The organism is Nocardiopsis sp. RV163, assembly GCF_001029525.1.
GTDB lineage: Bacteria > Actinomycetota > Actinomycetes > Streptosporangiales > Streptosporangiaceae > Nocardiopsis > Nocardiopsis dassonvillei.
This window is the reverse complement of record NZ_LEKI01000095.1, coordinates 1-22,682: the sequence shown is the minus strand read 5'-3', so window position 1 is coordinate 22,682 and position 22,682 is coordinate 1. Positions and strand designations below refer to the sequence as shown.

The window sequence follows — 22,682 nt, the reverse complement described above, 5'->3', positions numbered from 1 at the left end:
CCCCCACCCCCCGAGAAGGAGTCCCAATGAAGTTGTCGAGCCGCTCGCGCAACCGCAGCGGAACCCGGGCCGCCCTGGCGGCCTCACTGGCCCTGACGATGCTGGCGACGGCCTGCACCGGCGCCGGTGAGGTCGCCGAGGGTTCCGAGGTCGACCTGAACGTCTCCACCGGCGTCACCGACGGCGCCGTCGTCATCGGCTCCCACCAGCCCCTGACCGGGCCCGCGGCACCCGGCTACCTCGCGGTCTCCCAGGGCGCCCGCGCCGTGTTCGAGTACGTCAACGCCCGGGGCGGCGTGAACGGCCGCGAGATCGACTACCGGGTCGAGGACGACGCCTACGACCCCGCGCGGACGATCGACGCGACCCGGCGGCTGGTCATCGAGGACGAGGTCTTCGCGATGGTCGGCGGCCTGGGCACGCCCACGCACAGCAGCGTCCTCGACTACCTCAACGAGGAGGGCGTGCCCGACGTCTTCCCGTCCTCGGGCGCACTGGCGTGGAACAACCCCGACGAGCACCCGCTGACCTACGGCTGGCAGACCGACTACACCAAGGAGGCGAAGATCCAGGGCGAGTACATCGCGGCGAACTTCCCCGACCGGAGCGTCGGCTACCTGTTCCAGAACGACGACGTCGGCGAGGACTCCCAGGCCGGGCTCGACCAGTACCTCGGCGACGAGGTCGTGGCCCGGGAGCACTACGAGTCCGAGGTGCCCGACCTCGGCGCCCAGATCGCCGAACTGGAGCGGGTCGGGGCCGAGGTGGTCGTGTGCTCCTGCATCCCGGCGTTCGTCGCGCTCGGCATGCTGGAGGCGGCCGGCATCGGCTACGAACCCCAGTGGGTGGTCTCCAGCATCGGCGGTGACACCGCCACCCTCCAGGGGCTGCTGGCGGAGTTCACGCGGGACACCGACGCCGAGGGCGTGCCGGCCGACGAGTTCCTCGAAGGCGTGCTCATCACGAGTTACATGCCGCGCGTGGAGGACGAGGACGACGAGTGGGCCCGGTTCTTCAGCGACGTGTACGGGGAGTACGGCGAGGGCGGCGCGATCACCAACACGCACGTCTTCGGCATGACCCAGGCCGTCATGTTCGCCCAGGCGCTCAGGTCGGCGGGCGAGGACCTCACCCGCCAGTCGCTCGTCGACGCCCTGGAGTCGCAGGAGTGGCAGGGGCCCAGCCCCGTCCCCTTCGCGTCGGGCGACGGTGACCACGGCGGCCACCAGGGCGTCTACGTCGTCCGGTACGAGTCGGGCGGCAGCATCGAGATGGTCCAGGAGCCGCGCGTGACCGACCGCGAGGGCGGCCCCGTCGAGGAGGCCGACTTCACGGCCCTCGGCCCGGACGAGCTGGTCTTCCACGACTGAGCCCGGACGGGTTCGGACGGGTTCGGATGGGTCCGATGGACTTGGACGGGCCCGGGTGGGTTCGGAGAGCGGTGGTCACTGCGGATCGGTGGTCTCCGCGAGTGGATGGTCACTGCGGGTCGGTGCTCTCCGTGAGTGGGGGGTCTTCGTAAGGCCGCGTTTTCCACAGGCGCGCATCGGGGGTGGTCGTGGGTGGGGTCTGGATGGTTTCCTGGAAATAGGGGGGATCCCACCCACGGAGGTTTTCGTGTGCCCTTAAGCGCCCCGTGCCCAACGGGGATAAAGAATTGAGGGGTGGGGAGGGGCCGTCTTCAGGTTTCTCCCCTACGCCATTCTTGTCAGGGGTTTCCGGCGGCGACGAAAGCGCGCCAGTTGCCGCGAAAGGGTACGGACGGCGGAGAGCGGTCGGGGCCGGTGAAGGGTTGGGCATCCGACGAACAGCGGCACCAAAGGCGGGAGCGACCACCGGAGGGCGGCCAACGCCCGGGGTGCAGGGATGGTTGGGCTCTGCTGCGTCGGCACCAACGGCAAGCAGGCCCTCCGGCCTCGGGCAACGACCCCGGCCCCCGTGGTCGGGAGGGCGACGATCGCTCTAACGTCGAGTGCTCATTCTGGCCGTGCCTTTTCGGGCACCTTTTTAGCCCGCCATAATTGTAGCCTTCCAATCAAGAGCGACTCCCGGGAAGAAAGGCTTCCAATTCCGGCTGTGAATAGTGGAGAAAGGGCGGTCGCTGGCCTACAATAAGGAGTATGGAGATGATGATCGCAGCGCCCGAGTCGGCCCCCGGGGAATGTTCCCCGGCCGTGGCCGCGCTGGCCGGCGCGCGCGAGATCATCGACCAGGCGTTGAACGCCGGAGTCCCGCCCGGGGCCGACGAGGCCGCCGCGGAGGAGATCGCGGCGCTGTGGGCCCAGCTGGAGAAGATCCGCTACCAGGCGTTGGCGCGCATGGCACGCCTGTACGCGCGCGGTGAGGTGGCCCGCTACAGCGGCTACAGCACGTTGGACAAGTGGATCACCCACCGCTGCACGGTCCCCACCGCTCAGGCCAAGGACCTGGCCCGGCTGGCCCAGCACGTGCACGAGGAGACGCTGCCCGCCACTGCCCAAGCAGTAGCTGAGGGCTGGGTGGTGTTGGGTGAGGCGGTGGTGATCGCCAAGGCCACCGACAAGACCGTCCAGACCCGCGACGCCCGGCATTTCCCCGATGAGGGGGAGTACCGGCACGGGTTCGAAGCGGCGCTGGTGGCGGCCAAGGCGGAGCGGCCCGCGTTGTCGGTCAACCAGCTCCAGTCGGTGGCCCGCCAGGTCGCCTACCGTTTGGACCCCCACCGCCTGGACCGCGACCACGAAGCCGCTCACGCCGCTCGCGGACTGGCCGTGCATGACACGTTCCAGGGCAGTTACCAGTTGCAGGCCTGGGGCGGGTCTGGGGACGCGTTGGTCGTGCGCGCGGCCATCGAGACCTTCACCACCCCACCCTCGGACCAGGACACCCGGTCCCGGTCCCAGCGCGAGCACGACGCGCTCATCGCCGCGCTGCGCTTCGCTACCACCCACACCGGATGCGGCAACGCTCCGGCTCCGTTGGCGCAGATCCGCATCGTGGTGCCCGTGCAGACCTACCTGGACGCTGAGGGTCAGGAGAGGCCCGCGCTGGACGAGCACGGTCGGGTGATCCCTGCCGGTGTGGTGCACGAACTGGCCGCCGATTCCGAGGTGGTGCGGATGCTCACCGCCCCGCCCACCGGCCAGGTGCTGGACGTGGGCCACGGCCGCCGCCTGGCCTCAACCCGCCAACGCACCGCCGCCTTCCACGGACACGCCACCTGCGCCCACCCGGACGGGTGTGAGGTGCCAGTGGCGTTGTGCCAGGCCGACCACGTGCAGTCGTTCTCCCGGGGAGGGCGCACCGTGGTTGCCAACCTGCAACCGCTGTGCGGGCCGCATAACCGGGCCAAGTACCAACGCGAACTGCGCACACACCACCAAGAACGAGGACGCGGACGGGGACGGGGAGGAGACCATCCGCCCGGCGGGGACCCGGATCCACCACCCCGGGAATGACCCCCGGGTCGCGCCGGTCCCCGGCATGCCCGCGCCCGACAGGCGGCCCGGGCCCCGCGCCCGCCGTGGTGGTTGCCACCGTCGCCCACCCCCGCCCCGGGGGCCGGTACCGCTGCCCGAGGCCCGACAGCCCCGCCGCCTTTGGTGCCGCCACAGCCACAACCACCGCCAACGACACCACCCTCGGCTTGCGCGTTGGCCGGAGCCCGTGGACGGTGTTCCCGTCCGTGCTCGTCGGTGAGGACGGCCTCCTCTGCCAGGACACACGGCGCGGCGGCCCGGGGGAGCGTCCACCGGGCCGCCGCCGTGTCGCGGTTCCGGACGACGCGTGACCGGAGCGGCCCCGCGTCGCCGGTGCGGGATCAGGTGATGTGCGGGCAGGAGTCCCTGTAGTCCGAGAAGTCGGAGAAGAACCCGGTGTCGGGCGGCGGGCACAGGAACTGCTCGTAGCGCTCGTCCTCGTCGACGAAGCGCTTGAGCCAGGAGATGCTGTACCTGGCGATGATCGTGTTGGAGAGGTTGGGCGCGAAGTGGCTCGCACCCTCCAGTTCCAGGTAGGCGCGCTCCAGGTCGCCGTCCAGGCTCTCGTAGAACGGGATGGAGTGCAGGTTCACCGACGCGATGCTGTCGTTCTCCGCGCCGATGATCATCGTGGGCACCTCGACGTCGTCCCAGCTCTTCCGGAGGTGCCAGGGGGTCAGCGGGATCGCCGCGCGCAGCTCCGGCCGGCTCTCGGCGGCCGCGAGCGTGCCGCCGCCGCCCATCGAGTGGCCCATCACGGCCAGGCGGTCACCGTCCACCTGGTCGGACACGTCGCTGTCGTCGACCAGGTAGTCCAGGGCTGCCTCGATCTGGCGCCCCCGGCTGTCGGGCTGGTCGTAGCGGGTGATGGTGTCGATCGTGAACACCACGAAGCCCTGTGAGGCGATCCGGTGGCCCATCCACGCCATCGAGGACTGGCTCGCCGTGTAGCCGGGTGCGACGACGACGCCGCCGAACGTTCCCTCGCTGGTGTCGTCGGGGTAGTAGATCGTGCCGCCGCCGAACCCGCTCACCAGCGAGGACACGCTCTCTTCGTCGGTGTCGAAGTAGCCCTCCTCGGCGGTGACGCTCGATTCGGTCGGCGCGGGGCCGCGCTCGTACGGGTTGGCGGCCTGGGCCGGCGCGACGACGGCGCCGGTCAGTCCGGCGGTGAGCGCCAGGGTCATACCCGCGCGGGCGGCGAACCGGGCCACGCGGGAGCGGGGGCCGCGCTGCGCGCCGTCGATCTCTTCGGGGGAAAGGGGGTGTTTTCGCACGGTTTTTCCTTTTTCTCGTGCAGCGGGAATCCGCGCACCTCGCGGTGTTCGCGGACCGAGGGTCTCCCGTGGGGGGAGCCGACGTTACCGAACGGTGGTGATAGGGGGTCGACGTTCGGTCGTCGGCGGTGGCCGCCCAGCCTCTCGGCGGCGGGGGACGGGGCCGGGTGGCCGGCTCCCTTCGGCCGTGGGTTCACTATGGTGTCGTTTCGGTAAACGTGCATCCGTTGAATCACCAGTAGTGACGGATCCCAGTTCGCGGGGGGACGGGGGGTGCGCGGCTTCGCGGTGACCCGGGTGTACTCGCGGTGCCGCGGGGTCCCGCGGTTCCCCCGGGGGCGCCGGATCACGGCACCCCGGGGCCCAGGTGGGCGCGGTGTTTCGGCGTTCCCTCCCCGGGCAGGCGAACCGTGTAGGCGCACGACGAGGGAGTGAGGACCATGCCCGGTGCAAGCGAACTTCCGTCGACCCTCCAGCGGTCTCCGAAGAAGGCCCAGCGCACCTGGATCAAGGCGCACGACTCCGCTGTGGAGGAGTACGGGGAGGGTGAGCGCGCACACCGAGTCGCCTTCGCGGCGGTCAAGCACGAGTTCGAGAAACAGGGCGACCGCTGGGTGCCCAAGCAGCGCTCGGGCCCCTCGGACGAGCAGGCGTCCAACCCCGGGGCCGCGCGCGGCCGAGGCAGGGACAAGAGGACCGCCGGGGGAGTGGACGCCAACGCCAGCAAGGAGCACCTCTACGAGCAGGCCAAGAAGCTCGGCGTCCGGGGGCGCTCGAACATGAACAAGGACGAGCTTGTCGAGGCGCTGCGCAAGGAGAACGACCGGCGCACCGCCGAGGCCCGCTCCTGACACCTCCTGACACCATCCCGGCCGGACGCGCCGTCGGCCCGCCCAGACAGCCCCTCCCGAGCTCCGTCCGGGAGGGGCTTCCTCCTGTGCCGGGGAGGCACAGGCCGTGAGGGCGCGTGCGGGAGGGGCGGGAACCGCGGCCCGCCCCCTCCCCCCGGCTCAGCCCGCCTGGATCTCCCCGCCGGTCGGGGCCAGGGTCTCGCCGGTGTAGTACGACGACAGCCGTCCGCTGGCGAAGAAGACGTAGGAGGGCGCGATCTCGTCCGGATCCGCGGCCCGGCCCATGGGCGCCTGCTGTCCGAAGCCCTCCGCGCCCTTCTCTCCGAGCGTGGAGGGGATGAGCGGCGTCCACACCGGCCCGGGAGCCACGCAGTTGACCCGGATTCCACGGCCCATGAGCGTCTGCGCCAGCGAGTGCGACAGGTTCATCACCGCGGCCTTGCTGGACGCGTAGTCGATCAGCGACTTGTTGCCGCGCAGGCCGTTGATGGACCCCGTGATGATGATCGAACCGCCCTCGGGGATGTGCTTCAGCGCCTCGCGGACGGTCCAGAACACCCCCATCACGTTGACGTCGAACGTACGGCGCAGTTGCTCGGTGCTCAGGTCGGTGAAGTCGTCCACCGGCGCCTGGGTCGCGGCGTGCTCGACGAGGATGTCGATCCCGCCCAGCTCCTCGACCGCGCGGTTCACCAGGTGGGCGCAGAAGGACTCGTCGGCCAGGTCGCCGCGTACGCCCACCGCCTTGCGCCCCTGCTCCTGGACCAGCCCCACCGTGTGCTGGGCGTCGGCGTCCTCGCTGAGGTAGCCGAAGACGACGTCCGCCCCCTCCTTGGCGAAGGCCACGGCGACGGCGCGGCCGATCCCGGAGTCCGCCCCGGTGATCAGCGCGCGCTTCCCCTTCAGCAGGCCGCGGCCCTCGTAGCCGCGCATCTCGTCCCTGGGCTGCGGATCCATCGGCTCGGTCCGGCCGGGGTAGGGCTGGCCCTGCGCCGGAGGCGAAGTCTCGGACATGGTCGTCTCCCCTGTCGTCTCGGTTCCGCGGGCCCGGCCCGGGACCGGTCCCGGGCGTCCCGCGCTGCGCGCCCGGGCTAGTCCGGGCGGTCCATCCGCGTGCCCGCCCCTACCCCGTTCGCCCCCCGCTGACTCGGGCCCGGCGCGTGTCGTCCCGGCCCGGACGGCACCGCGGTGAACGCCGCTCCAAAAGGCGGTCAACGACGTTTGCCCCGAACGGGCGTCGGTCAGGTGGAGCCGGAGGGAGACCTCGGCACGTGGTACCCGCAGATCGACGGAGGCCTGCTGTGAGCACTGAAGGACGTGGGGGAAGCGACGGGCGCGACGACAAGGACCGCCAGCTCGACGCGGTCAGGACCGACTCCGAACAGCCCCTGACCACCGAGACCGGTGTCCGGGTGGGCGACACCGACAACTCGCTCCGGGCCGGGGCGCGCGGCCCGACACTGCTGGAGGACTTCCACGCCAGGGAGAAGATCACCCACTTCGACCACGAGCGCATCCCCGAACGGGTGGTGCACGCGCGCGGCGCGGGCGCCTACGGCCACTTCCGCCCCTACGAGGGGCTCTCCGAGCTGACGGCGGCCCACTTCCTGAGCGGCCCCGACGTCACCACGCCGGTCTTCGTCCGCTTCTCCACGGTCGCCGGGTCGCGCGGATCCGCCGACACGGTGCGCGACGTGCGCGGGTTCGCGGTGAAGTTCTACACCGAGGAGGGCAACTACGACCTCGTCGGCAACAACATGCCGGTCTTCTTCATCCAGGACGGCATCAAGTTCCCCGACTTCGTCCACGCGGTCAAGCCCGAGCCCCACAACGAGATCCCGCAGGCGCAGTCCGCGCACGACACCCTCTGGGACTTCGTGGGCCTGCAGCCCGAGACCACGCACATGATGATGTGGCTGATGTCGGACCGGGCGATCCCGCGCAGCTACCGGACGATGCAGGGCTTCGGCGTCCACACGTTCCGGTTCGTCAGCGCCGAGGGCCGGGGCACCTTCGTCAAGTTCCACTGGCGGCCCCTGCTCGGCACGCACTCGCTGGTCTGGGACGAGGCGCAGCGCGTCCAGGGCAAGGACCCCGACTTCAACCGGCGCGACCTGTGGGAGGCCATCGAGCGCGGCCAGTACCCCGAGTGGGAGCTGGGGGTGCAGCTCGTGTCGGAGGAGGACGAGCACGCCTTCGACTTCGACCTGTTGGACGCCACCAAGATCATCCCCGAGGAGCAGGTTCCGGTCCGCCCGATCGGAAAGCTGACCCTGAACCGGAACCCGGACAACTTCTTCGCGGAGACGGAGCAGGTGGCCTTCCACACCGCCAACGTGGTCCCCGGCATCGACTTCACCAACGACCCGCTGCTCCAGGCCCGCAACTTCTCCTACCTGGACACGCAGTTGCTCCGCCTGGGCGGCTCCAACTTCCAGCAGATCCCGGTCAACCGCCCGGTGGCCCCGGTGAGCAACAACCAGCGGGACGGCTTCGCCCAGCACCGCGTGCACCGGGGCGGGACCTCCTACCACCCCAACAGCCTGGGCGGGGGCTGCCCGGCGCTGGCGCACGGGGAGGGCGTCCACCGCCACTACACGGAGAAGGTCGAGGGCGACAAGATCCGGGTCCGCAGCGAGAGCTTCTCCGACCACTACTCGCAGGCCACGCTCTTCTACAACAGCCTCGCCGAGTGGGAGCGCGAGCACCTGGTGGAGGCCTTCCGCTTCGAGCTGGGCAAGTGCGAGGAGCTGGAGGTGCGCCAGCGGGTGGTGACCAACCTCAACCACGTGGACCACCGGCTGTCCGTCCAGGTCGCGGAGGGGATCGGTGTCGAGCCGCCGGAGCGGGAGGCCACGCCCAACCACGGCCGATCCTCGCCCGCCCTGAGCCAGCTCAACACCGAGTTCGGCTCCGTCGTCGGCCGCAAGGTGGCCGTCCTGGTCGCGGACGGGGTGGACGAGGCCGCCGTCGACGCGTTCCGCGAACCCCTGATCGGGGCGGGGGCCGTGGTCGAACTCCTCGCGGCCGCCGACGGCTCGGTCCGGACCTCGCGGGGCGGTGTCGTCACCGTCGACCGGGCCTATCCGACCGTCTCCTCGGTGCTCTACGACGCGGTCGTGGTGACCGGCGGCCCCGACGCCGCCCGGACTCTGGCGGGCGACGGGCTCGCGCGGCACTTCGTGCTGGAGGCGTACAAGCACCACAAGCCGGTGGCCGCGGTCGGCGCTGGGACGGAGCTGCTCGCCCCGCCGCTGCCGGAGGAGCTGGCCGGGCCCGTGGACGCCCTGCGGGTCGAGCTCGGCGTGGTCGCCGCGCCGGACGCGGGAGAGGCGGGCGTCGCCGAGTTCACGAGGCTGCTGGGCGAGCACCGGTTCTGGGACCGGCCGACGGCGTCCGTGCCCGCCTGACGGGGGCCCGCGTGACGGGGGACGGCCGGGGCGTCGGGTACGGGACGACAGGCACGGAGCGAAGGCGTAACGAAGGGGAGAAGACGCGATGAAGGTGGGCTACAAGCTCTTCGCCGAGGGTTACGGGCCCCGCGAGATCGTGGAGCAGGCGGTCCGCGCCGAACAGGCCGGATTCGACTTCGTGGAGATCAGCGACCACTTCCACCCGTGGCTGTACAGCCACGGCCACTCCGGGTTCGTGTGGTCGATGCTCGCCGCCATCGCCGAACGCACCGACAGCGTCGAGCTGGCCACCGGGGTCACCTGCCCGATCCTGCGGGTGCACCCGGCGATCGTCGCCCAGGCGGCGGCCACCACGGCCGTCCTGTCCGAGGGGCGGTTCACGCTCGGCCTGGGGGCGGGGGAGCGCCTCAACGAGCACGTGGTGGGCCAGGGGTGGCCCAACGCGACCAGGCGCCACGAGATGCTGCGGGAGGCGATCCGGATCATCCGCCTGCTGTGGTCGGGCGGCTACCACTCCTACGACGGCAGATACCTGACCCTGGAGGACGCCCGGGTCTTCGACCTGCCCGAGGAGCCGCCGCCCATCGTCGTGGCCGCGGGCGGCAAGCAGGCCGCCCTGCTGGCCGCCGAGGCGGGCGACGGCCTGTTCTGCACCGAGCCGAGCGAGGAGCTCAACCGGGTCTACGAGGACAACGGCGGCTCCGGCCCCCGCTACGCCGAGGTGCCGCTGGCGTGGGCGAGCGACGAGGGCGACGCCCTGGAGTCCGCGCGCGAGCTGTTCCGCTTCGCGCTCACCGGGTGGAAGGTGCAGGCCGAGCTGCCCAACCCGGTGAACTTCGAGGCGGCCACCGCCCTGATCGACAGGGACGCGATGCGCGACGTCTTCGCCTACGGGCCGGACCCGGACCGCCACCTGGAGGTGGTGCGGGAATTCGCCTCCGCCGGGTTCGACCACCTGTGCCTGATCAACGCCGGACCCGATCCGGAGGGGTTCTTCGGTTTCTTCGAGCGGGAGTTGGCCGGGCCGATCCGGGCGATGGGCGCCGGTTAGCACGTGCCCGGGGACCCCGCGCACGGGCGTCGGCCGGGGGCCGGGCCCTCACATGGACCGGGCGTACTCGCGAAGGGAGTCGCGGACGAACGCGGCTCCCTCCGCGCTCCCGAAGAGGCCCTCGTAGTCCGGGTCCTCCACGTAGACGCGGCCCAGGTCGCACACGAGCTCGACGGAGCGCTCGCGGTCCCCCTCCGCCACCGGCGTCCCCGGGATCCGGCGGAGCCACTCCACGTGCCGGGCGGCCAGCTCCTGCGCGCGGTCCGACACCGGGGACGCACCGTCCTCCCAGGCCGCGACCCACCCGGCGACCAGCCGGTCGGTGTCCTGCTTCCAGTCCCTCCGCTGGCGCAGGCTCTTGCCGTGCCACCAGGCGTTGCTCTCCAGGAAGGCGCGCTCCCCCCAGCGGGAGACCACCCCGTCCCGGTAGGGGTCGTTGAACCCCTCCAGCATCATCTCCAGTGAGCCGTCCCTGCCGGAGCGCCGCGCGTCGAGGGTGCGCCGCACGGACCTGATCCGCTGGTCCAGGCGGTCGCGCTCGGCCTCCAGGAGTCCGATGTGTTCGCGCAGGGCCGCCTCCTCGTCCCGCTCGCGGTCCAGCACGTCCGCGATGACGGGCAGGCTCAGGCCGAGGTCCCGCATCAGGAGTACGCGCTGGAGCCGGGCCACCGCGGCCGCGTCGTAGTACCGGTAGCCGTTGCCGCCGACCCTGGAGGGGGGCAGGAGCCCGATGTCGTCGTAGTGGCGCAGGGTACGGCTGGTGACACCGGCGCTGGCCGCGACCTGCTGGATGGTCCACTCCACGTGAGACGCCCCTCCCGTCCGCTCCCCGGCGGCGAGGCCGCCCCCCGGTCCATCTTCTCGCGGGCCCGCCCCCGGTGCCGCCCGCGCCGGGCGCGGGGGCCGCGCCCCGCGCCCGCACCGCCGAAGCCAGGGGCCGACGCCCCGGCGGGGTCAACTCCGCCCGCGCCACCAGGCGAGCAGACGGCTGAGGAGGTCGTCCTCGTGGCCCTCGTCGTCGGGGTCCCGGCCTCCCGACCGCCCCCCGGGCTCCGTTTGCCCGTCCCCTCCGGAGCCGCCCCTCCCGGAGCCCTCCCGGGGTCCGAGGGCGACGGGTTCGCCCGGGGTGAAGGCCACCGGGAGTTCGCGCAGCCCCCGCAGGAACGGCGACGGTGTCCAGCGCAGGTCCTGGGGCTCCACGGCGAGCCGGAGCCCGCCCAGGCGCTCCTGGAGCGTGGTGACCGCGATCGTGGCGGTCAGCCGGGCCAGCTCGCGGGCCGGACAGGCGTGCGGCCCGGCGCCGAACATCAGGTGGGCCCGGCTGCCCCCCGCCTGTTCGCAGCGGACGGCCGGATCGCGGTGGGCGGCGTCGAAGCCGATCAGCAGGGCGTCGCCCGCACGGATGTCGACGCCGCCGATGCGCATGTCCTGGAGGGCGATGCGGGCGGGCAGGATCTGGAAGGGCGTGTCGGTCCACATCACGTGGTCGAGCAGTTCGTGCACGGTCATCTGCGCGTCCGTGTAGGCGGTGCGGACCGCCTCGTCGGTGAACAGGGTGCGCATCGTGTTGCCGATGAGGTGTGTGGTGGTCTGGTGGCTCGAATTGTTGATGAGCGCGGCCTGGTGCGCGACCTCGTGGTCGCTCAGCCCCGCGGGGTGCTCCAGCATCCACGACACCAGGTCCTGGCCGGGGATCCTGCGCTTGCGGGCCACCAGTTCGGAGAAGTACTGGTGGATGCGGCCCACGGCGTCCTCGGCGCGTTCGGCGTTCTCGCTGAAGACGATGGACGTGAGGTCGCCCAGCATGTACCCGTAGCTGTCGGAGAGCCCGTACAGGCTGTTGACCACGAGCACGGGCAGGGGGTCGGCGTACTCGGAGATGAGGTCGGCCCTGCCGTCGGCGACGAAGGAGTCGACGAGCTCGTCGGCGATCCGCCGGATCGTGCGGGCGGTGGCGTTCAGGTCCACCCTGGCCAGGCTGTCCGCGATGGCCGAGCGCAGCCGGGTGTGCTCCGCCCCGTCGGCGTACAGGGCGTTGGGGCGCCAGGACAGCGCGGGCCGGGCGCAGGAGAGGTCGACGCGCCCCTCCGCCACCTCGCGCCAGCGGCGGGTGTCGCGTGAGAAGAGGTGCTGGTTCTGTAACACCGCCAGGTTCTCGTGGTAGCCCAGCAGAAGCCAGGCCCGTACGCCGGGCTCCAGTTCGACCGGGGCCACGGGTCCGTGGCGTTCGCGCAGCGCGGCCCAGAGGCCGTCGCGTCCGGTGGCGGGTGTGGTGCCGTACAGCCGTGTGTTCGTCAACGAACCGATTCCCTCTCTTCGGGGAGATGGTGTGCCGGTGCGGTGACGGAGGGGAGAAGCGGGATCGCTCATTGTAGAAGGGGCGGAGTTCTTTTTTCAACACGGCGGAGAAAAGGCACCTGCGTATTAGTGACAAATGATATTAAGGTGCTCTTTTGCTGGGGCTCCCGCGCGCCGGAACCCGGGGTCGCACGCCGGATGGGGCCGCTCCGCTGCCGAAGTCTGCCACGGGGGTGCGACAGTTCCACGAGCGTTCGCAAGGAGGTTCGAAAAGGGCGCTTTTTGTCATAGGGAGTCCGTAGTGTTCTCTGTGTGAGCGATCGATGGAGTACCGACGACGTATGGGCTCTGGCTCCGGACGCCTCCTCCCGAAAGGCCGCCCTGAAGGTGGCCAAGGAGTCGTCCTGGCCCGAGCGCGGAGCGGTCGCCGCCCCCTCCGGCGGCACCTCCGCCGTCTGGGGCGAGTGCAAGGGCAGCGGTTCCAAGCCCTACCTGGCCGCCGTCCACCTGGACGGCGCGGGCGGGACCGCCTACAAGTGCAGCTGCCCCAGCCGCAAGATTCCGTGCAAGCACGTCCTGGGCCTGCTGGCCCTGTGGACCCAGGACAGCGTGGCCGAACGGCAGGAGCGGCCCGAGTGGGTGGCCAAGTGGCTCTCCGGAAGGGCCGCACGCCAGGAGAAGGCCGACAGCCCGGCGGCCCCCGCCGACCCCCGACGGGCGGCCGCGACCCTGCGCAAGAGGGAGGAGGCGGTCCGGGCCGGGGTCGACGAACTCGGCCTCTGGCTGCGCGACCAGGTGGACACCGGGCTGGCCGAGGTGCCCAAGCACGGCTACGACCACTGGGACCGCATGGCCAAACGCCTCGTGGACGCCAAGGCGGGCGGCGCGGCCTCCCTCGTCTCCCGGCTGCCCTCCGCGGCGCGCGGGGACGGCTGGCCCGAGCGGATGCTCGAACGGCTCAGCCTCCTCCACCTGCTGGTCAACGGCTACCGTGCGGGCGACGCCCTAGACGAGCGCGTCCGCGGCGCCGTCCGCTCCCGGGTGGGCATCACCGTCAAGGCCGAGGAAGTCCTCGCCACCGGTGAGCGCGTCCGGGACACCTGGCGGGTCCTGGGCTGGCACGACGCCCCCACCCTCGAAGCCGACATGCGCGTGCGCCGCCTGTGGCTGCGCGGCGCCGCGACCGGGCGAGTGGCCCTGTACCTGGCCTTCGCCCGACCCGGCCAGGCGCCCACCACCCCCTTCCGGGCCGGCACCGACGTGGAGGCCGAGTTCGCCTTCTACCCCGACGGCCACCGGTTCGCCCCCGTCGGCGACGGCGTCACGACCGAGGCGGCCCCTCCAGAGGGCGGCACGGTCGTGCAGGCCCTCGACGACTTCGCCGCCTCCCTCGCCGAGGACCCCTGGCGCGACACCTGGCCGGTCGTGCTCGACCGCGCCGCCCCCGCCCGCGACGGCCGGTGGTACCTCACCGACACCGAGGGCGACGCGCTGCCCCTGGCCTCCCCCGAGCCATGGCGCCTCCTCGCGGTCACCGGAGGCCGCCCCTCCACCGTCGCCGCCGAGTGGTCGCCCGCGACGGGACTCACCCCCATCACCGTGTGGGACCGGAACGGAAAGGCGGTCTGCCTGTGACCCCCGACCCCCTGGCCGCCGTGGACTCCTGGGACCGCCTGGTCTCCACGGCCCTGGTCGGCACCTCCAAGCGCGCCGTCCCCGACACCCCCGACCTGCCCCCCGTCCCCGAGGACGAGGACTCCGTCGCCCTCCTGGACCGGGCGGCCCTGATCGCCGTCCGCCGTGCCGCCGGGTACGTCCCCGCCACCGGCGTCGAGCCCGTGGAGCCCGGCGCCGAGGACGAGCGCCCCGAGCCCGGACAGGCCGCGACCACCCGGCTGGAGGACATCCTCACGGGACGGAGCGAACTCCTCCCGGAATGGCTCGGGCTGGTGGCCGCCTCGGGACGGCGCGTCGCGCACTCCAGCGTTCCCGCCCTCCTCGACCAGGGCGCCCGCGACAGCGAGCTGCGCCCCGCGCTCGCGGCCGTGGTCGGCACACGCGGCCACTGGTTGGCCGGGCTCAACCCCGCCTGGTCCTACATGCTGGCCGAGTCGGTCCACGCCGACCGGTTCAGCGAGCGCGACTGGGGCTGCGGCACCCCGGGGGAGCGCCGCCGCGCGCTCGCCGCACTGCGGGCCACCGACCCCGACCGCGCCCGCGAGCTGCTGGCCGCCGTCTGGGCCGGCCTGGCCAAGGCCGACCTGCGCCGCCGCCTGCTGGAGACCTTCGCCACCGGGCTCGGCCCCGCGGACGCGGACTTCCTGGACCGTGCGCTGGACGACCGCAGCGCCAACGTGCGCGGGATCGCGCTGTCCCTGCTCACCCGGCTGCCCGACAGCGCGCACGCCGAGCGGCTGCGCGGCCACGTCCGCGCGCACGCCTCGCTCAGGGATGACGGCGCACTGTGGGTGGACCCCGTCCGCACCCGTGACGCCGCCGTCCACCGCGACCTGGCGCTGGCCGCGCCCTCCAAGGGCGACGAGAACGCGCACGAGCGGGCCGAGCGGCTGTGGGCGCTGCTCACCCACGCGCCGCTGGACGTGTGGCCCGGGCTGCTGGGAGCCGAACCCGCCGGGATCCTCGAGGCGGCGAACCGGGAGGCCGTGCACAGCGCCCGCCTGCTGGGCGCCCTCGTCAACGCCGTCGTCGTCCAGCGGAACGTCGGGTGGGCCAGGGCCGTCCTGGAGTTCCTGGGGCCGCGGGGCACGGGACCGGGGTTCCAGACGGGCAGGCTGCTGGGACTGCTGCCGGTCGAGGAGCGCTGTGCGTACGCCGACGGCGTCCTGACCGACAAGTCCTCCCTCAGCCGCTGGGGCGACCAGCTCCAGGACACGCCCGGCCCCTGGACCCCCGAGCTGAGCGCGCGGGTCATCGCGCGCCTGCACGCCAAGGACCGCAAGAAGGACTACCACGGCTACCGGCTGCTCTGCGAGGCGGCGGCCGTGCACATGCCCCCCGGGCACCTCGCCGACCTCCACCAGACCCCTCCGTACAACGACGCCTCCGGCGACGCCTACCTCCGGTTCCGGGACACCCTCCGGTTCCGACTCGACATGCACAGGGAGCTCAGTTGACCACCTCCACCCCCGCCATCCGCACCGACGCCGCCCAGGCCCTGCGCCCTCACGCGGAGCAGACCTACTCCGCGGAGCTGGAGGCGCTGGCCAAGGCCGACGACCGGCAGCGGCCCCCGGGCTGGAAGCTCTCCCCGTGGGCGGTCACCCAGTACCTGCTGGGCACCACCCTGTCCGACGGCACCGAGATCAGCGCCAAGTACATCGGCGCCCGCCGCGTCGTCGAGGTCGCCGTGGCCACCCTGGCCACCGACCGCGCCCTGCTGCTCATCGGCGTCCCCGGCACCGCCAAGACCTGGCTGTCCGAACACCTGGCCGCAGCGGTCTCCGGCGACTCCACCCTGCTCGTGCAGGGCACCGCCGGAACCTCGGAGGAGGCCGTCCGCTACGGCTGGAACTACGCCCGGCTCCTCGCCGAGGGCCCCTCCGAGGCGGCCCTCGTGCCCAGCCCGGTCATGACCGCCATGTCGCGCGGCTCCATCGGCCGCATCGAGGAGCTCACCCGCATGCCCTCCGACGTGCAGGACGGCCTCATCACCGTGCTGTCGGAGAAGGCCCTGCCGGTGGCCGAGCTGGGCGTCGAGGTGCAGGCCCAGCGCGGGTTCAACATCATCGCCACCGCCAACGACCGGGACCGCGGCGTCAACGACCTGTCCAGCGCGCTGCGCCGCCGGTTCAACACCGTGGTGCTGCCCGTCCCCGACAGCGCCGAGGACGAGGTCCGCATCGTCACCCAGCGGGTGGAGCAGCTCGGCCGCGCCCTGGACCTGCCCGAGGTGCCCACCAGCCTGACCGAGATCCGGCGGGTGGTCACCGTCTTCCGCGAGCTGCGCTCGGGGGTGACCGAGGACAACGGCACCAAGGTCAAGTCGCCCAGCGGCACGCTCAGCACCGCCGAGGCGATCTCGGTGATCACCAACGGCATCGCTCTGGCCGCGCACTTCGGCGACGGGCAGTTGCGTCCGGCCGACGTGGCCGCGGGCATCCAGGGCGCCGTCGTCCAGGACCGGGTGTCCGACGGCGTGGTGTGGCGCGAGTACCTGGAGACCGTCGCGCGCGGGCGCGACGGCTGGGGCGAGTTCTACCGCGCCTGCCGAGAGGTGGGCGCCTGATGGGTCGGCCCCGACTGGACACGAGCGGGCTGCACGTCCTGGGCGTGCGGCACCACGGCCCGGGGTCGGCCCGGGCCGTCCGGGCGGCGCTGGAGGAGATCAGACCCGACGCCGTGCTGATCGAGGGACCGCCGGAGGCGGACGCCCTCACCTCGCTGGTGGGCGAGCTGGAGCCGCCGGTGGCGCTGCTGGCCTACCTCGCCGACACACCCAAGGGGGACGAGGCGAGGGCCGGTGAAGGATGGGCGTTCTGGCCCTTCGCCAGCTTCTCCCCGGAGTGGGAGGCGCTGCGCTACGCGGTGGAGAACGGCGTGCGGGTGCGCTTTTGCGATCTGCCCGCCGCGAACACCCTGGCCGAGCGCGTCGCCGAGGCCGAGGAGCGGCGCCGGGCGGCGGAGGAGGAGAGCGCCCGCGCCGAGGCGGATTCCGGGGAACCGGAGTCCGACGAGGTTCCCGGGAACACCGGGGCAACTGAAGCCGGTGGGAACACCGGGACCGGAAGCGGCGACGAGGACCCCGGGGCCGCCGGGGACACCAAGGCTCCCGAGGACACCGGGAAGGCCGGAGCCGGTGCTGCTGCTGCGGCACGGGAGACCGACGGGGCCGGGGCCTCGGAGGCCGCCGACGGGACGGACGGCGGCGAGGTCGGCGAGCCGGAGCGGATCCGGCTGGACCCCCTGGGGGTGCTCGCCGAGGCCGCGGGCTACGACGACGCCGAGCGCTGGTGGGACGACGTCATCGAACAGCGCCGGGACGGGGAGCCCTCCCCGTTCCCGGCGATCGCCGACGCCATGGCCGCCGTCCGCGCCGAGTCCGGCCCCGAGACGGAGCGCGACGCGCGCCGGGAGGCGTACATGCGCCAGACCCTGCGCGCCACCCTCAAGGAGGGCCACGAGCGGATCGCCGTGGTCTGCGGCGCCTGGCACGCCCCCGCCCTGCGCGACCTGGCCGACTACCCGGTCAAGGAGGACACCGCCCTGCTCAAGGGCCTGCCCAAGGCCAAGGTCACCGCCACCTGGGTGCCCTGGACCCACGGGCGCCTCGCCGCCTCCAGCGGTTACGGCGCGGGGGTCGCCGCCCCCGGCTGGTACCATCACCTGTTCACAGCGCCCGACCTCCCGGTGCACCGGTGGCTGACCGACGCCGCCCGGATGCTCCGAGAGGAGGGGCTGGCGGTGTCCTCGTCCCACGTCATCGAGGGCGTGCGGCTGGCGGAGAGCCTCGCCGTGCTGCGCGGGCGTCCGCTCGCCGGACTCGACGAGGTGGCCGAGGCTCTCACGGCCGTCCTGTGCGAGGGCGAACCCACCCGGGCCGCCCTCGTCCACCGCCGGATGTCCGTCGGCGAGCGGATGGGCTCGGTGCCCCCGTCCACGCCCATGGTCCCGCTCCAGCGCGACCTCATCGCGATCCGCAAGCGCCTGCGGCTCAAGGCCGAGCCCTTCGACAGCGACCTCGACCTCGACCTGCGCAAGGACAGCCAGCGCGAACGCAGCGTGCTGCTGCACCGGCTGCGGCTCCTCGGCGTCGAGTGGGGCGTTCCCCGCACCCCCGAAGGCGGACAGAAGGGCACCTTCCGGGAGTCGTGGCGGCTGCGCTGGGACCCCGACATGGACGTGGCGCTGATCGAGGCCAGCCGGTGGGGCACCACCGTCGCCTCGGCGGCCACGGCCCGGGTGGCCGACCTCGCCGAGGACGCGGCCCTGCCCGCGCTGACCTCCCTCACCGAGCAGTGCCTGTTCGCGGACCTGGGCGGGGCCCTGCCCCGCGTGCTCTCCCTGCTCACCGACCGCGCGGCCACCGACAGCGACGTCACCCACCTGATGGAGGCGCTGCCGCCGCTGGCCCGCTCCGCCCGCTACGGTGACGTGCGCGGCACCGACAGCGCCTACCTGAGCACGGTCGCCGAGCAGATCCTGCGGCGCGTGTGCGTCGGGCTGGCACCGGCCGTGCACGGCCTGGACGACGACGCGGCTGAGCGGTTCGTCCGGCACATCGACGCCACGCAGGGCGCCGCCACCCTCCTGGGCGGGGAGGGCGCCCGGGCCTGGACGGCGGCCCTGGCGGCCCTGGCCGTGCGCGACACCCTGCCCGGGCGCGTCGCCGGGCGGGTCAACCGGATCCTCTCCGACTCCGGGCTCGTGGACGCCGACGAGCTGCGCCGCCGCCTCGGCCTGGCGATGTCCCCGGGCGCCGAACCCGCCTCGGCCGCCGCCTGGCTGGAGGGGTTCCTCCAGGGCAGCGGGCTGATCCTGGTGCACGACGACCGGCTGCTCGGACTGATCGACACCTGGCTGCTCTCCCTGCCCGAGGAGCGCTTCACCGCGGTGCTGCCGCTGCTGCGGCGTACCTTCGGGGCCTTCAACGGCCCCGAGCGCCAGGAGATCGGCTCGGCCGCCCTGCGGCTCGGGACGGCGCCCGCCGCAGACCGGTCCGCCCCGGCCCGCGTGGACGTGGACGCCCGGCGCGCGGCCCCGGCCCTGGCCACCGCGCTGGCCATCCTCACCGACGGAAAGGTGCGCACATGAACGCCGTGGACGAGCGGGAGCGCCGCTGGAGGCTCGTGCTGGGCAGGGAGGCGCAGTGCTCCGGCGGGGTCGGCGCCTCCGGCCTGAGCGCCGCCGACCAGGGGATGGACGGCGCACTGGAGGCGCTCTACGACAGCGTCGGACCCGGCAGGACCAGCGCCCAGCGCTCCGCCGGGCTCGGCGGTTCGGCGCCCCGGGTGGCGCGCTGGCTGGGCGACATCCGCGAGTACTTCCCGTCCTCCGTGGTGCAGGTGATGCAGAAGGACGCCATGGACCGGCTGGGGCTGCACCAGCTCCTCCTGGAACCGGAGATGATGGAGGCCGTCGAGCCGGACGTGCACCTGGTGGGGACCCTGCTGTCCCTCAACCGGGTGATGCCCGACCGGGCCCGCGAGTCCGCCCGCGCGGTGGTGCGCCGGGTGGTGGACGACCTGGAGCGCCGCGTGGCGCAGAAGACGAGGTCCCTGGTTCAGGGGGCGATCGACCGGTCGTCCCGCACCCACCGGCCGCGCCGGGCGGCCGACATCGACTGGAACGCCACCATCCGCCGCAACCTGGCCCACTACCTGCCCGAGCACGACACGATCGTGCCGCAGACCCTGGTGGGGTACGGCCGTCGCAGCCGGGGCGTGCAGAAGGACGTCGTGCTGGCGATCGACCAGAGCGGTTCGATGGCCTCCTCTGTGGTCTACGCGAGCGTGTTCGGCGCGGTGCTGGCCTCGATGAAGACCCTGCGCACGTCGCTGGTCGTGTTCGACACCGCCGTGGTGGACCTGACCGAGCAGTTGACCGACCCGGTCGAGGTGCTGTTCGGCACGCAGTTGGGCGGCGGCACGCACATCAACAAGGCCATCGCCTACTGCCAGGGGCTCATCACCAAGCCGAACGACTCGGTCTTCGTGCTGATCAGCGACCTTTACGAGGGCGGTGTCCGAGCGGAGATGCTGAGGAGGGTGGCCGCGATGCAGGCGGCCGGGGTCCAGGTGGTGGTGCTGCTGGCGCTGTCGGACGAGGGCGCGCCGTTCTACGATCGACAGAACGCGTCCGCGCTCGCCGAGATGGGGGTGCCCGCGTTCGCCTGCACCCCCGACGCGTTCCCCGAGCTGATGGCGGCGGCCATCCAGGGGCAACCCCTCACGTCCTGGGTCGAGAAGTACCAGGACGCCTGATCCGGGCGGGCGGGGCCGTGGCGGTCCCCGCCCGCCCTCCGACCCCCGTCAGGAGGGCCCTTGAGTTACGACGTGGTGGCCCTGGTCGCCCACGAGCCCGACGAGGAGGCGGTCGTCCACGCCCTGCGGGGCGTGGACCCCGAGCTGCGGCTGCACTGGCACGGCGACACCACCGTGCTGCAGATCCGCGACGGGGACGCCCGCCTGCTGACCACCCTCGAACCCGGGCGGCCGGTGGAGCGTTCGGACGCGGTCGTGCGTCTTCTGGGGCCGGAGGTCGTGGCGGGGCTGCCGGAGACCTTCTGGTGGGTGGAGGCGCGCGCCCGCCCCGACGACCGGGGGCGGGAGGTGGCGCACCGGTTCGCCGACGGGCTCGCGCTGCGGCTCGGCGGGGCGGTGTGGACCTCGGGGCCGGCCGACTTCGGCCTGTGGGACGAGCCGGAGCACCCGGCGGTCGAGCGCACCGCGACCAGGGCGCTCCTGGTCGCCCAGGACCGGGCGGTGGTGCCGTTCTCGTCCTGGCTCAGCGACGCGGTGGCCGCGCACGCCGGAGAGAGGACGCTCCAGGTGCTCACTCCGCCCACCGCCCGCCTGACCTACGCGGTACGCGCCTTCGCCGCCGGAACGCTGGGGCGCTGGGTGGTGCGGGGCGAGGACGGCGGCCACTACGACGGCATCACCGGCCTGCCCGTGCGCTGGGACGACGAGCAGGGGTTTTGCGCGGACAGGGAACCGGTCGGGCTGGCGTGGGCGGCCGGGCATCCGGACGCCGAGCCCGTCCCGGGGTTCCTCGCGGGCCTCGCCGAGAGCGCCGGAACGCAGATCGTGGTGGACGTGTCCGTGCTCCACAGCGACCCCTTCACCCCGGGCCCGGGCCGGGCGGCGGAGGTCGTCTCCGAGCACGTGGCGGGGACCGCGCCGTCGGCGTGGGGTCCGCACGAGCCCGCGCTTCTGGCGTGGGACCGCGACCGGATGGCCGGTCACGTGTGCGAACGCGGGCCCGAGCCCTCGATCCTGTACCTGTCGGGTCCGCCGGGCGAGGGGCGCCCCTTCTCCGGACAGCTCCACCTGGCCCGGCGCGGGAGCCGACTCCTGGAGCGGGTGTCGGTGGTGACCGGGTTCGAGAACGGGGACGCCGTGCCCTTCGACGCGTTCCCGGCCCTGGTGGAGGCGCTGGCGGCCGAAGGGCTCCTGGACGGGTTGCGCGTACGCCGCGTCCCCGGGCGCGCCGATGTCACCTACGCGCCGGTGTGGGCGGGGCCCGCGGTCCCGGTCGGGCTCGCGGTCGGGCCGGACCGGCTGCGCCGGATCGGGACCCGCCGCGCCCAGGCGGGGCCGATTGCGGGCACGCTCGTCGGCGGGGACGGGGCCCGGGCCGTCTGGTACCCGGTGGTGGAGGACGCCGGGGCGCCCCTGCGCGCCCTGGACCTCACGCGGCGGCAGACGGAGTACCTGTCCGCGGCTCCCGCGAAGAGGGGCTGAGCCTTTCCTGAGGGAGTCCCGTCGCGCCTTCCTGAAGCGGAAGTGATGCACGTCACTATCTCCGCTCCCACCTGCGTGTTCCGCCCGGCCCGGCCGGTGACCCCGCGCCTGACCATCGCGAGGGCGGTTCCTTCTGCGGAACCGGGGCCGATCGTGGAACGTCACTCCATATGCGCATACTGCTACTGGAGTCCGCCGGTCGGACGCCGAGACCGACGAGGGAGGGCAGCGGCAGGATGAAGTTCGAACTGGTCGAGCCTGAGGGCTCGAAGGAGTCGGACGGGAACGCCGCTGTCGCCGAACCCCGGGACCCGGCGCCCAGTGACGGATTCGTGGTCGTCCAGGAGCCGGACGCGGCCTTCCCCGGGCCGGTGCGGGAACGCAGGGCCGGGGCGGTCGAGGGCGTGCGCGCCTCGCTGGAGCTGCTGCGGGCCCGCGTCGCCGAGCAGAGCACGGCCGAGGCCCGCGCTCATGCCGCCGACCTCACGGAGGCCGAGGCCGGGGCGCTGTTCCACGCGCACCGGTTCGCGGCTTCCCCGGCGAGAGGAGAGGACCGATGAGCCGGTGGAACATCGACGTCTACGGAGTCTCGCTGGTCCTGGGTGACCTGGGCGACCAGCTCGGCCTCGAAGGAGGCGGGTTCTCCGACACCGTCGACTCCACCGCCGACGGGATCGAGATGGCGCTGACCAACGCCAAGAGCCCGCCCGTGGAGGCCGCCCTGTCCGGGTTCTTCGAGCACTTCACCGGCCAGACCGACGCCATGCTCACCCGCACCCTGTCGTGCCTGCAGGGCGCCAACGACGCCACCCTGGCCTACAACCAGGGCCAGGAGGAGATGGCCGCCCAGGCCCAGAGCCAGGCGGGCACCGGCGAGAACCTCGACCTCTGACCCCACGCGCCCCCGCACCC

Annotated in this window: 17 protein-coding genes; 13 read left to right on the top strand and 4 right to left on the bottom strand. The window is 72.9% G+C overall.

What is annotated here, in order from left to right:
* Nucleotides 1-26 precede the first annotated feature (26 nt).
* A complete protein-coding gene (locus tag ABD54_RS16985; RefSeq protein WP_047870480.1) occupies nucleotides 27-1,370 on the top strand; it encodes an ABC transporter substrate-binding protein in 1,344 nt (447 codons plus the stop codon).
* A 759-nt stretch (nucleotides 1,371-2,129) separates the two neighbouring features.
* Nucleotides 2,130-3,437, top strand: coding sequence for an HNH endonuclease signature motif containing protein (locus ABD54_RS16980; protein ID WP_047870481.1), 1,308 nt, complete (start codon nucleotides 2,130-2,132; stop codon nucleotides 3,435-3,437).
* 362 nt (nucleotides 3,438-3,799) lie between these two features.
* Here ABD54_RS16980 and ABD54_RS16975 read toward each other — a convergent pair whose 3' ends face one another.
* Nucleotides 3,800-4,735, bottom strand: a complete 936-nt coding sequence (locus tag ABD54_RS16975; protein ID WP_047870479.1) for a dienelactone hydrolase family protein — start codon at nucleotides 4,733-4,735, stop codon at nucleotides 3,800-3,802.
* 440 nt (nucleotides 4,736-5,175) lie between these two features.
* On the opposite strand from ABD54_RS16975, the gene ABD54_RS16970 reads away from it, so the two are divergent.
* A complete protein-coding gene (locus ABD54_RS16970; protein ID WP_047870478.1) occupies nucleotides 5,176-5,586 on the top strand; it encodes a ChaB family protein in 411 nt (136 codons plus the stop codon).
* 159 nt (nucleotides 5,587-5,745) lie between these two features.
* Here the strand turns inward: ABD54_RS16970 and ABD54_RS16965 are convergent, their stop codons facing one another.
* Nucleotides 5,746-6,600 carry an SDR family oxidoreductase gene (locus ABD54_RS16965; protein ID WP_047870477.1) on the bottom strand — a complete coding sequence of 285 codons (855 nt, stop codon included), beginning with the start codon at nucleotides 6,598-6,600 and terminating at the stop codon, nucleotides 5,746-5,748.
* A gap of 287 nt (nucleotides 6,601-6,887) precedes the next feature.
* Between ABD54_RS16965 and ABD54_RS16960 the strand changes: the two genes are divergently transcribed.
* Both ABD54_RS16960 and ABD54_RS16955 read left to right on the top strand, forming a co-directional pair.
* Complete coding sequence (locus ABD54_RS16960; RefSeq protein WP_047870476.1) at nucleotides 6,888-8,996, top strand: catalase; 2,109 nt, start codon at nucleotides 6,888-6,890, stop codon at nucleotides 8,994-8,996.
* Between the two features lie 88 nt (nucleotides 8,997-9,084).
* Nucleotides 9,085-10,050, top strand: coding sequence for a TIGR03557 family F420-dependent LLM class oxidoreductase (locus ABD54_RS16955; RefSeq protein ID WP_047870475.1), 966 nt, complete (start codon nucleotides 9,085-9,087; stop codon nucleotides 10,048-10,050).
* Between the two features lie 48 nt (nucleotides 10,051-10,098).
* Here the strand turns inward: ABD54_RS16955 and ABD54_RS16950 are convergent, their stop codons facing one another.
* The gene (locus tag ABD54_RS16950; protein ID WP_047870474.1) at nucleotides 10,099-10,854 is read right to left on the bottom strand and encodes a MerR family transcriptional regulator; all 756 of its coding nucleotides are present in this window, start codon (nucleotides 10,852-10,854) and stop codon (nucleotides 10,099-10,101) included.
* Nucleotides 10,855-11,004: 150 nt separating this feature from the next.
* Nucleotides 11,005-12,348, bottom strand: a complete 1,344-nt coding sequence (locus tag ABD54_RS16945) for a cytochrome P450 (protein WP_047870473.1) — start codon at nucleotides 12,346-12,348, stop codon at nucleotides 11,005-11,007.
* 387 nt (nucleotides 12,349-12,735) lie between these two features.
* On the opposite strand from ABD54_RS16945, the gene ABD54_RS16940 reads away from it, so the two are divergent.
* From ABD54_RS16940 to ABD54_RS16905, 8 genes are all read left to right on the top strand, one after another.
* Nucleotides 12,736-13,983: an SWIM zinc finger family protein gene (locus ABD54_RS16940; protein WP_047870472.1), complete on the top strand. Its 1,248-nt coding sequence runs from the start codon at nucleotides 12,736-12,738 to the stop codon at nucleotides 13,981-13,983.
* Entirely contained in the window at nucleotides 13,980-15,482 is a 1,503-nt protein-coding gene (locus tag ABD54_RS16935; RefSeq protein WP_047870471.1) for a DUF5691 domain-containing protein, read from the top strand. The genes ABD54_RS16940 and ABD54_RS16935 overlap by 4 nt, the downstream gene beginning before the upstream one ends.
* A complete protein-coding gene (locus tag ABD54_RS16930) occupies nucleotides 15,479-16,594 on the top strand; it encodes an AAA family ATPase (RefSeq protein ID WP_047870470.1) in 1,116 nt (371 codons plus the stop codon). The genes ABD54_RS16935 and ABD54_RS16930 overlap by 4 nt, the downstream gene beginning before the upstream one ends.
* Nucleotides 16,594-19,119: a DUF5682 family protein gene (locus tag ABD54_RS16925; RefSeq protein ID WP_047870469.1), complete on the top strand. Its 2,526-nt coding sequence runs from the start codon at nucleotides 16,594-16,596 to the stop codon at nucleotides 19,117-19,119. Before ABD54_RS16930 ends, ABD54_RS16925 begins: the two co-directional genes overlap by 1 nt.
* Nucleotides 19,116-20,288 carry a VWA domain-containing protein gene (locus ABD54_RS16920; protein WP_047870468.1) on the top strand — a complete coding sequence of 391 codons (1,173 nt, stop codon included), beginning with the start codon at nucleotides 19,116-19,118 and terminating at the stop codon, nucleotides 20,286-20,288. Before ABD54_RS16925 ends, ABD54_RS16920 begins: the two co-directional genes overlap by 4 nt.
* Nucleotides 20,289-20,348: 60 nt before the next feature.
* Nucleotides 20,349-21,770: a DUF6177 family protein gene (locus ABD54_RS16915; protein WP_047870467.1), complete on the top strand. Its 1,422-nt coding sequence runs from the start codon at nucleotides 20,349-20,351 to the stop codon at nucleotides 21,768-21,770.
* 236 nt (nucleotides 21,771-22,006) lie between these two features.
* Nucleotides 22,007-22,330 (top strand): cell envelope biogenesis protein TolA, encoded by a 324-nt coding sequence (locus tag ABD54_RS16910; RefSeq protein WP_235432090.1) that lies wholly within the window; start codon nucleotides 22,007-22,009, stop codon nucleotides 22,328-22,330.
* Nucleotides 22,327-22,662: a DUF6507 family protein gene (locus ABD54_RS16905; RefSeq protein ID WP_047870465.1), complete on the top strand. Its 336-nt coding sequence runs from the start codon at nucleotides 22,327-22,329 to the stop codon at nucleotides 22,660-22,662. The genes ABD54_RS16910 and ABD54_RS16905 overlap by 4 nt, the downstream gene beginning before the upstream one ends.
* The last annotated feature ends 20 nt before the right edge of the window (nucleotides 22,663-22,682 follow it).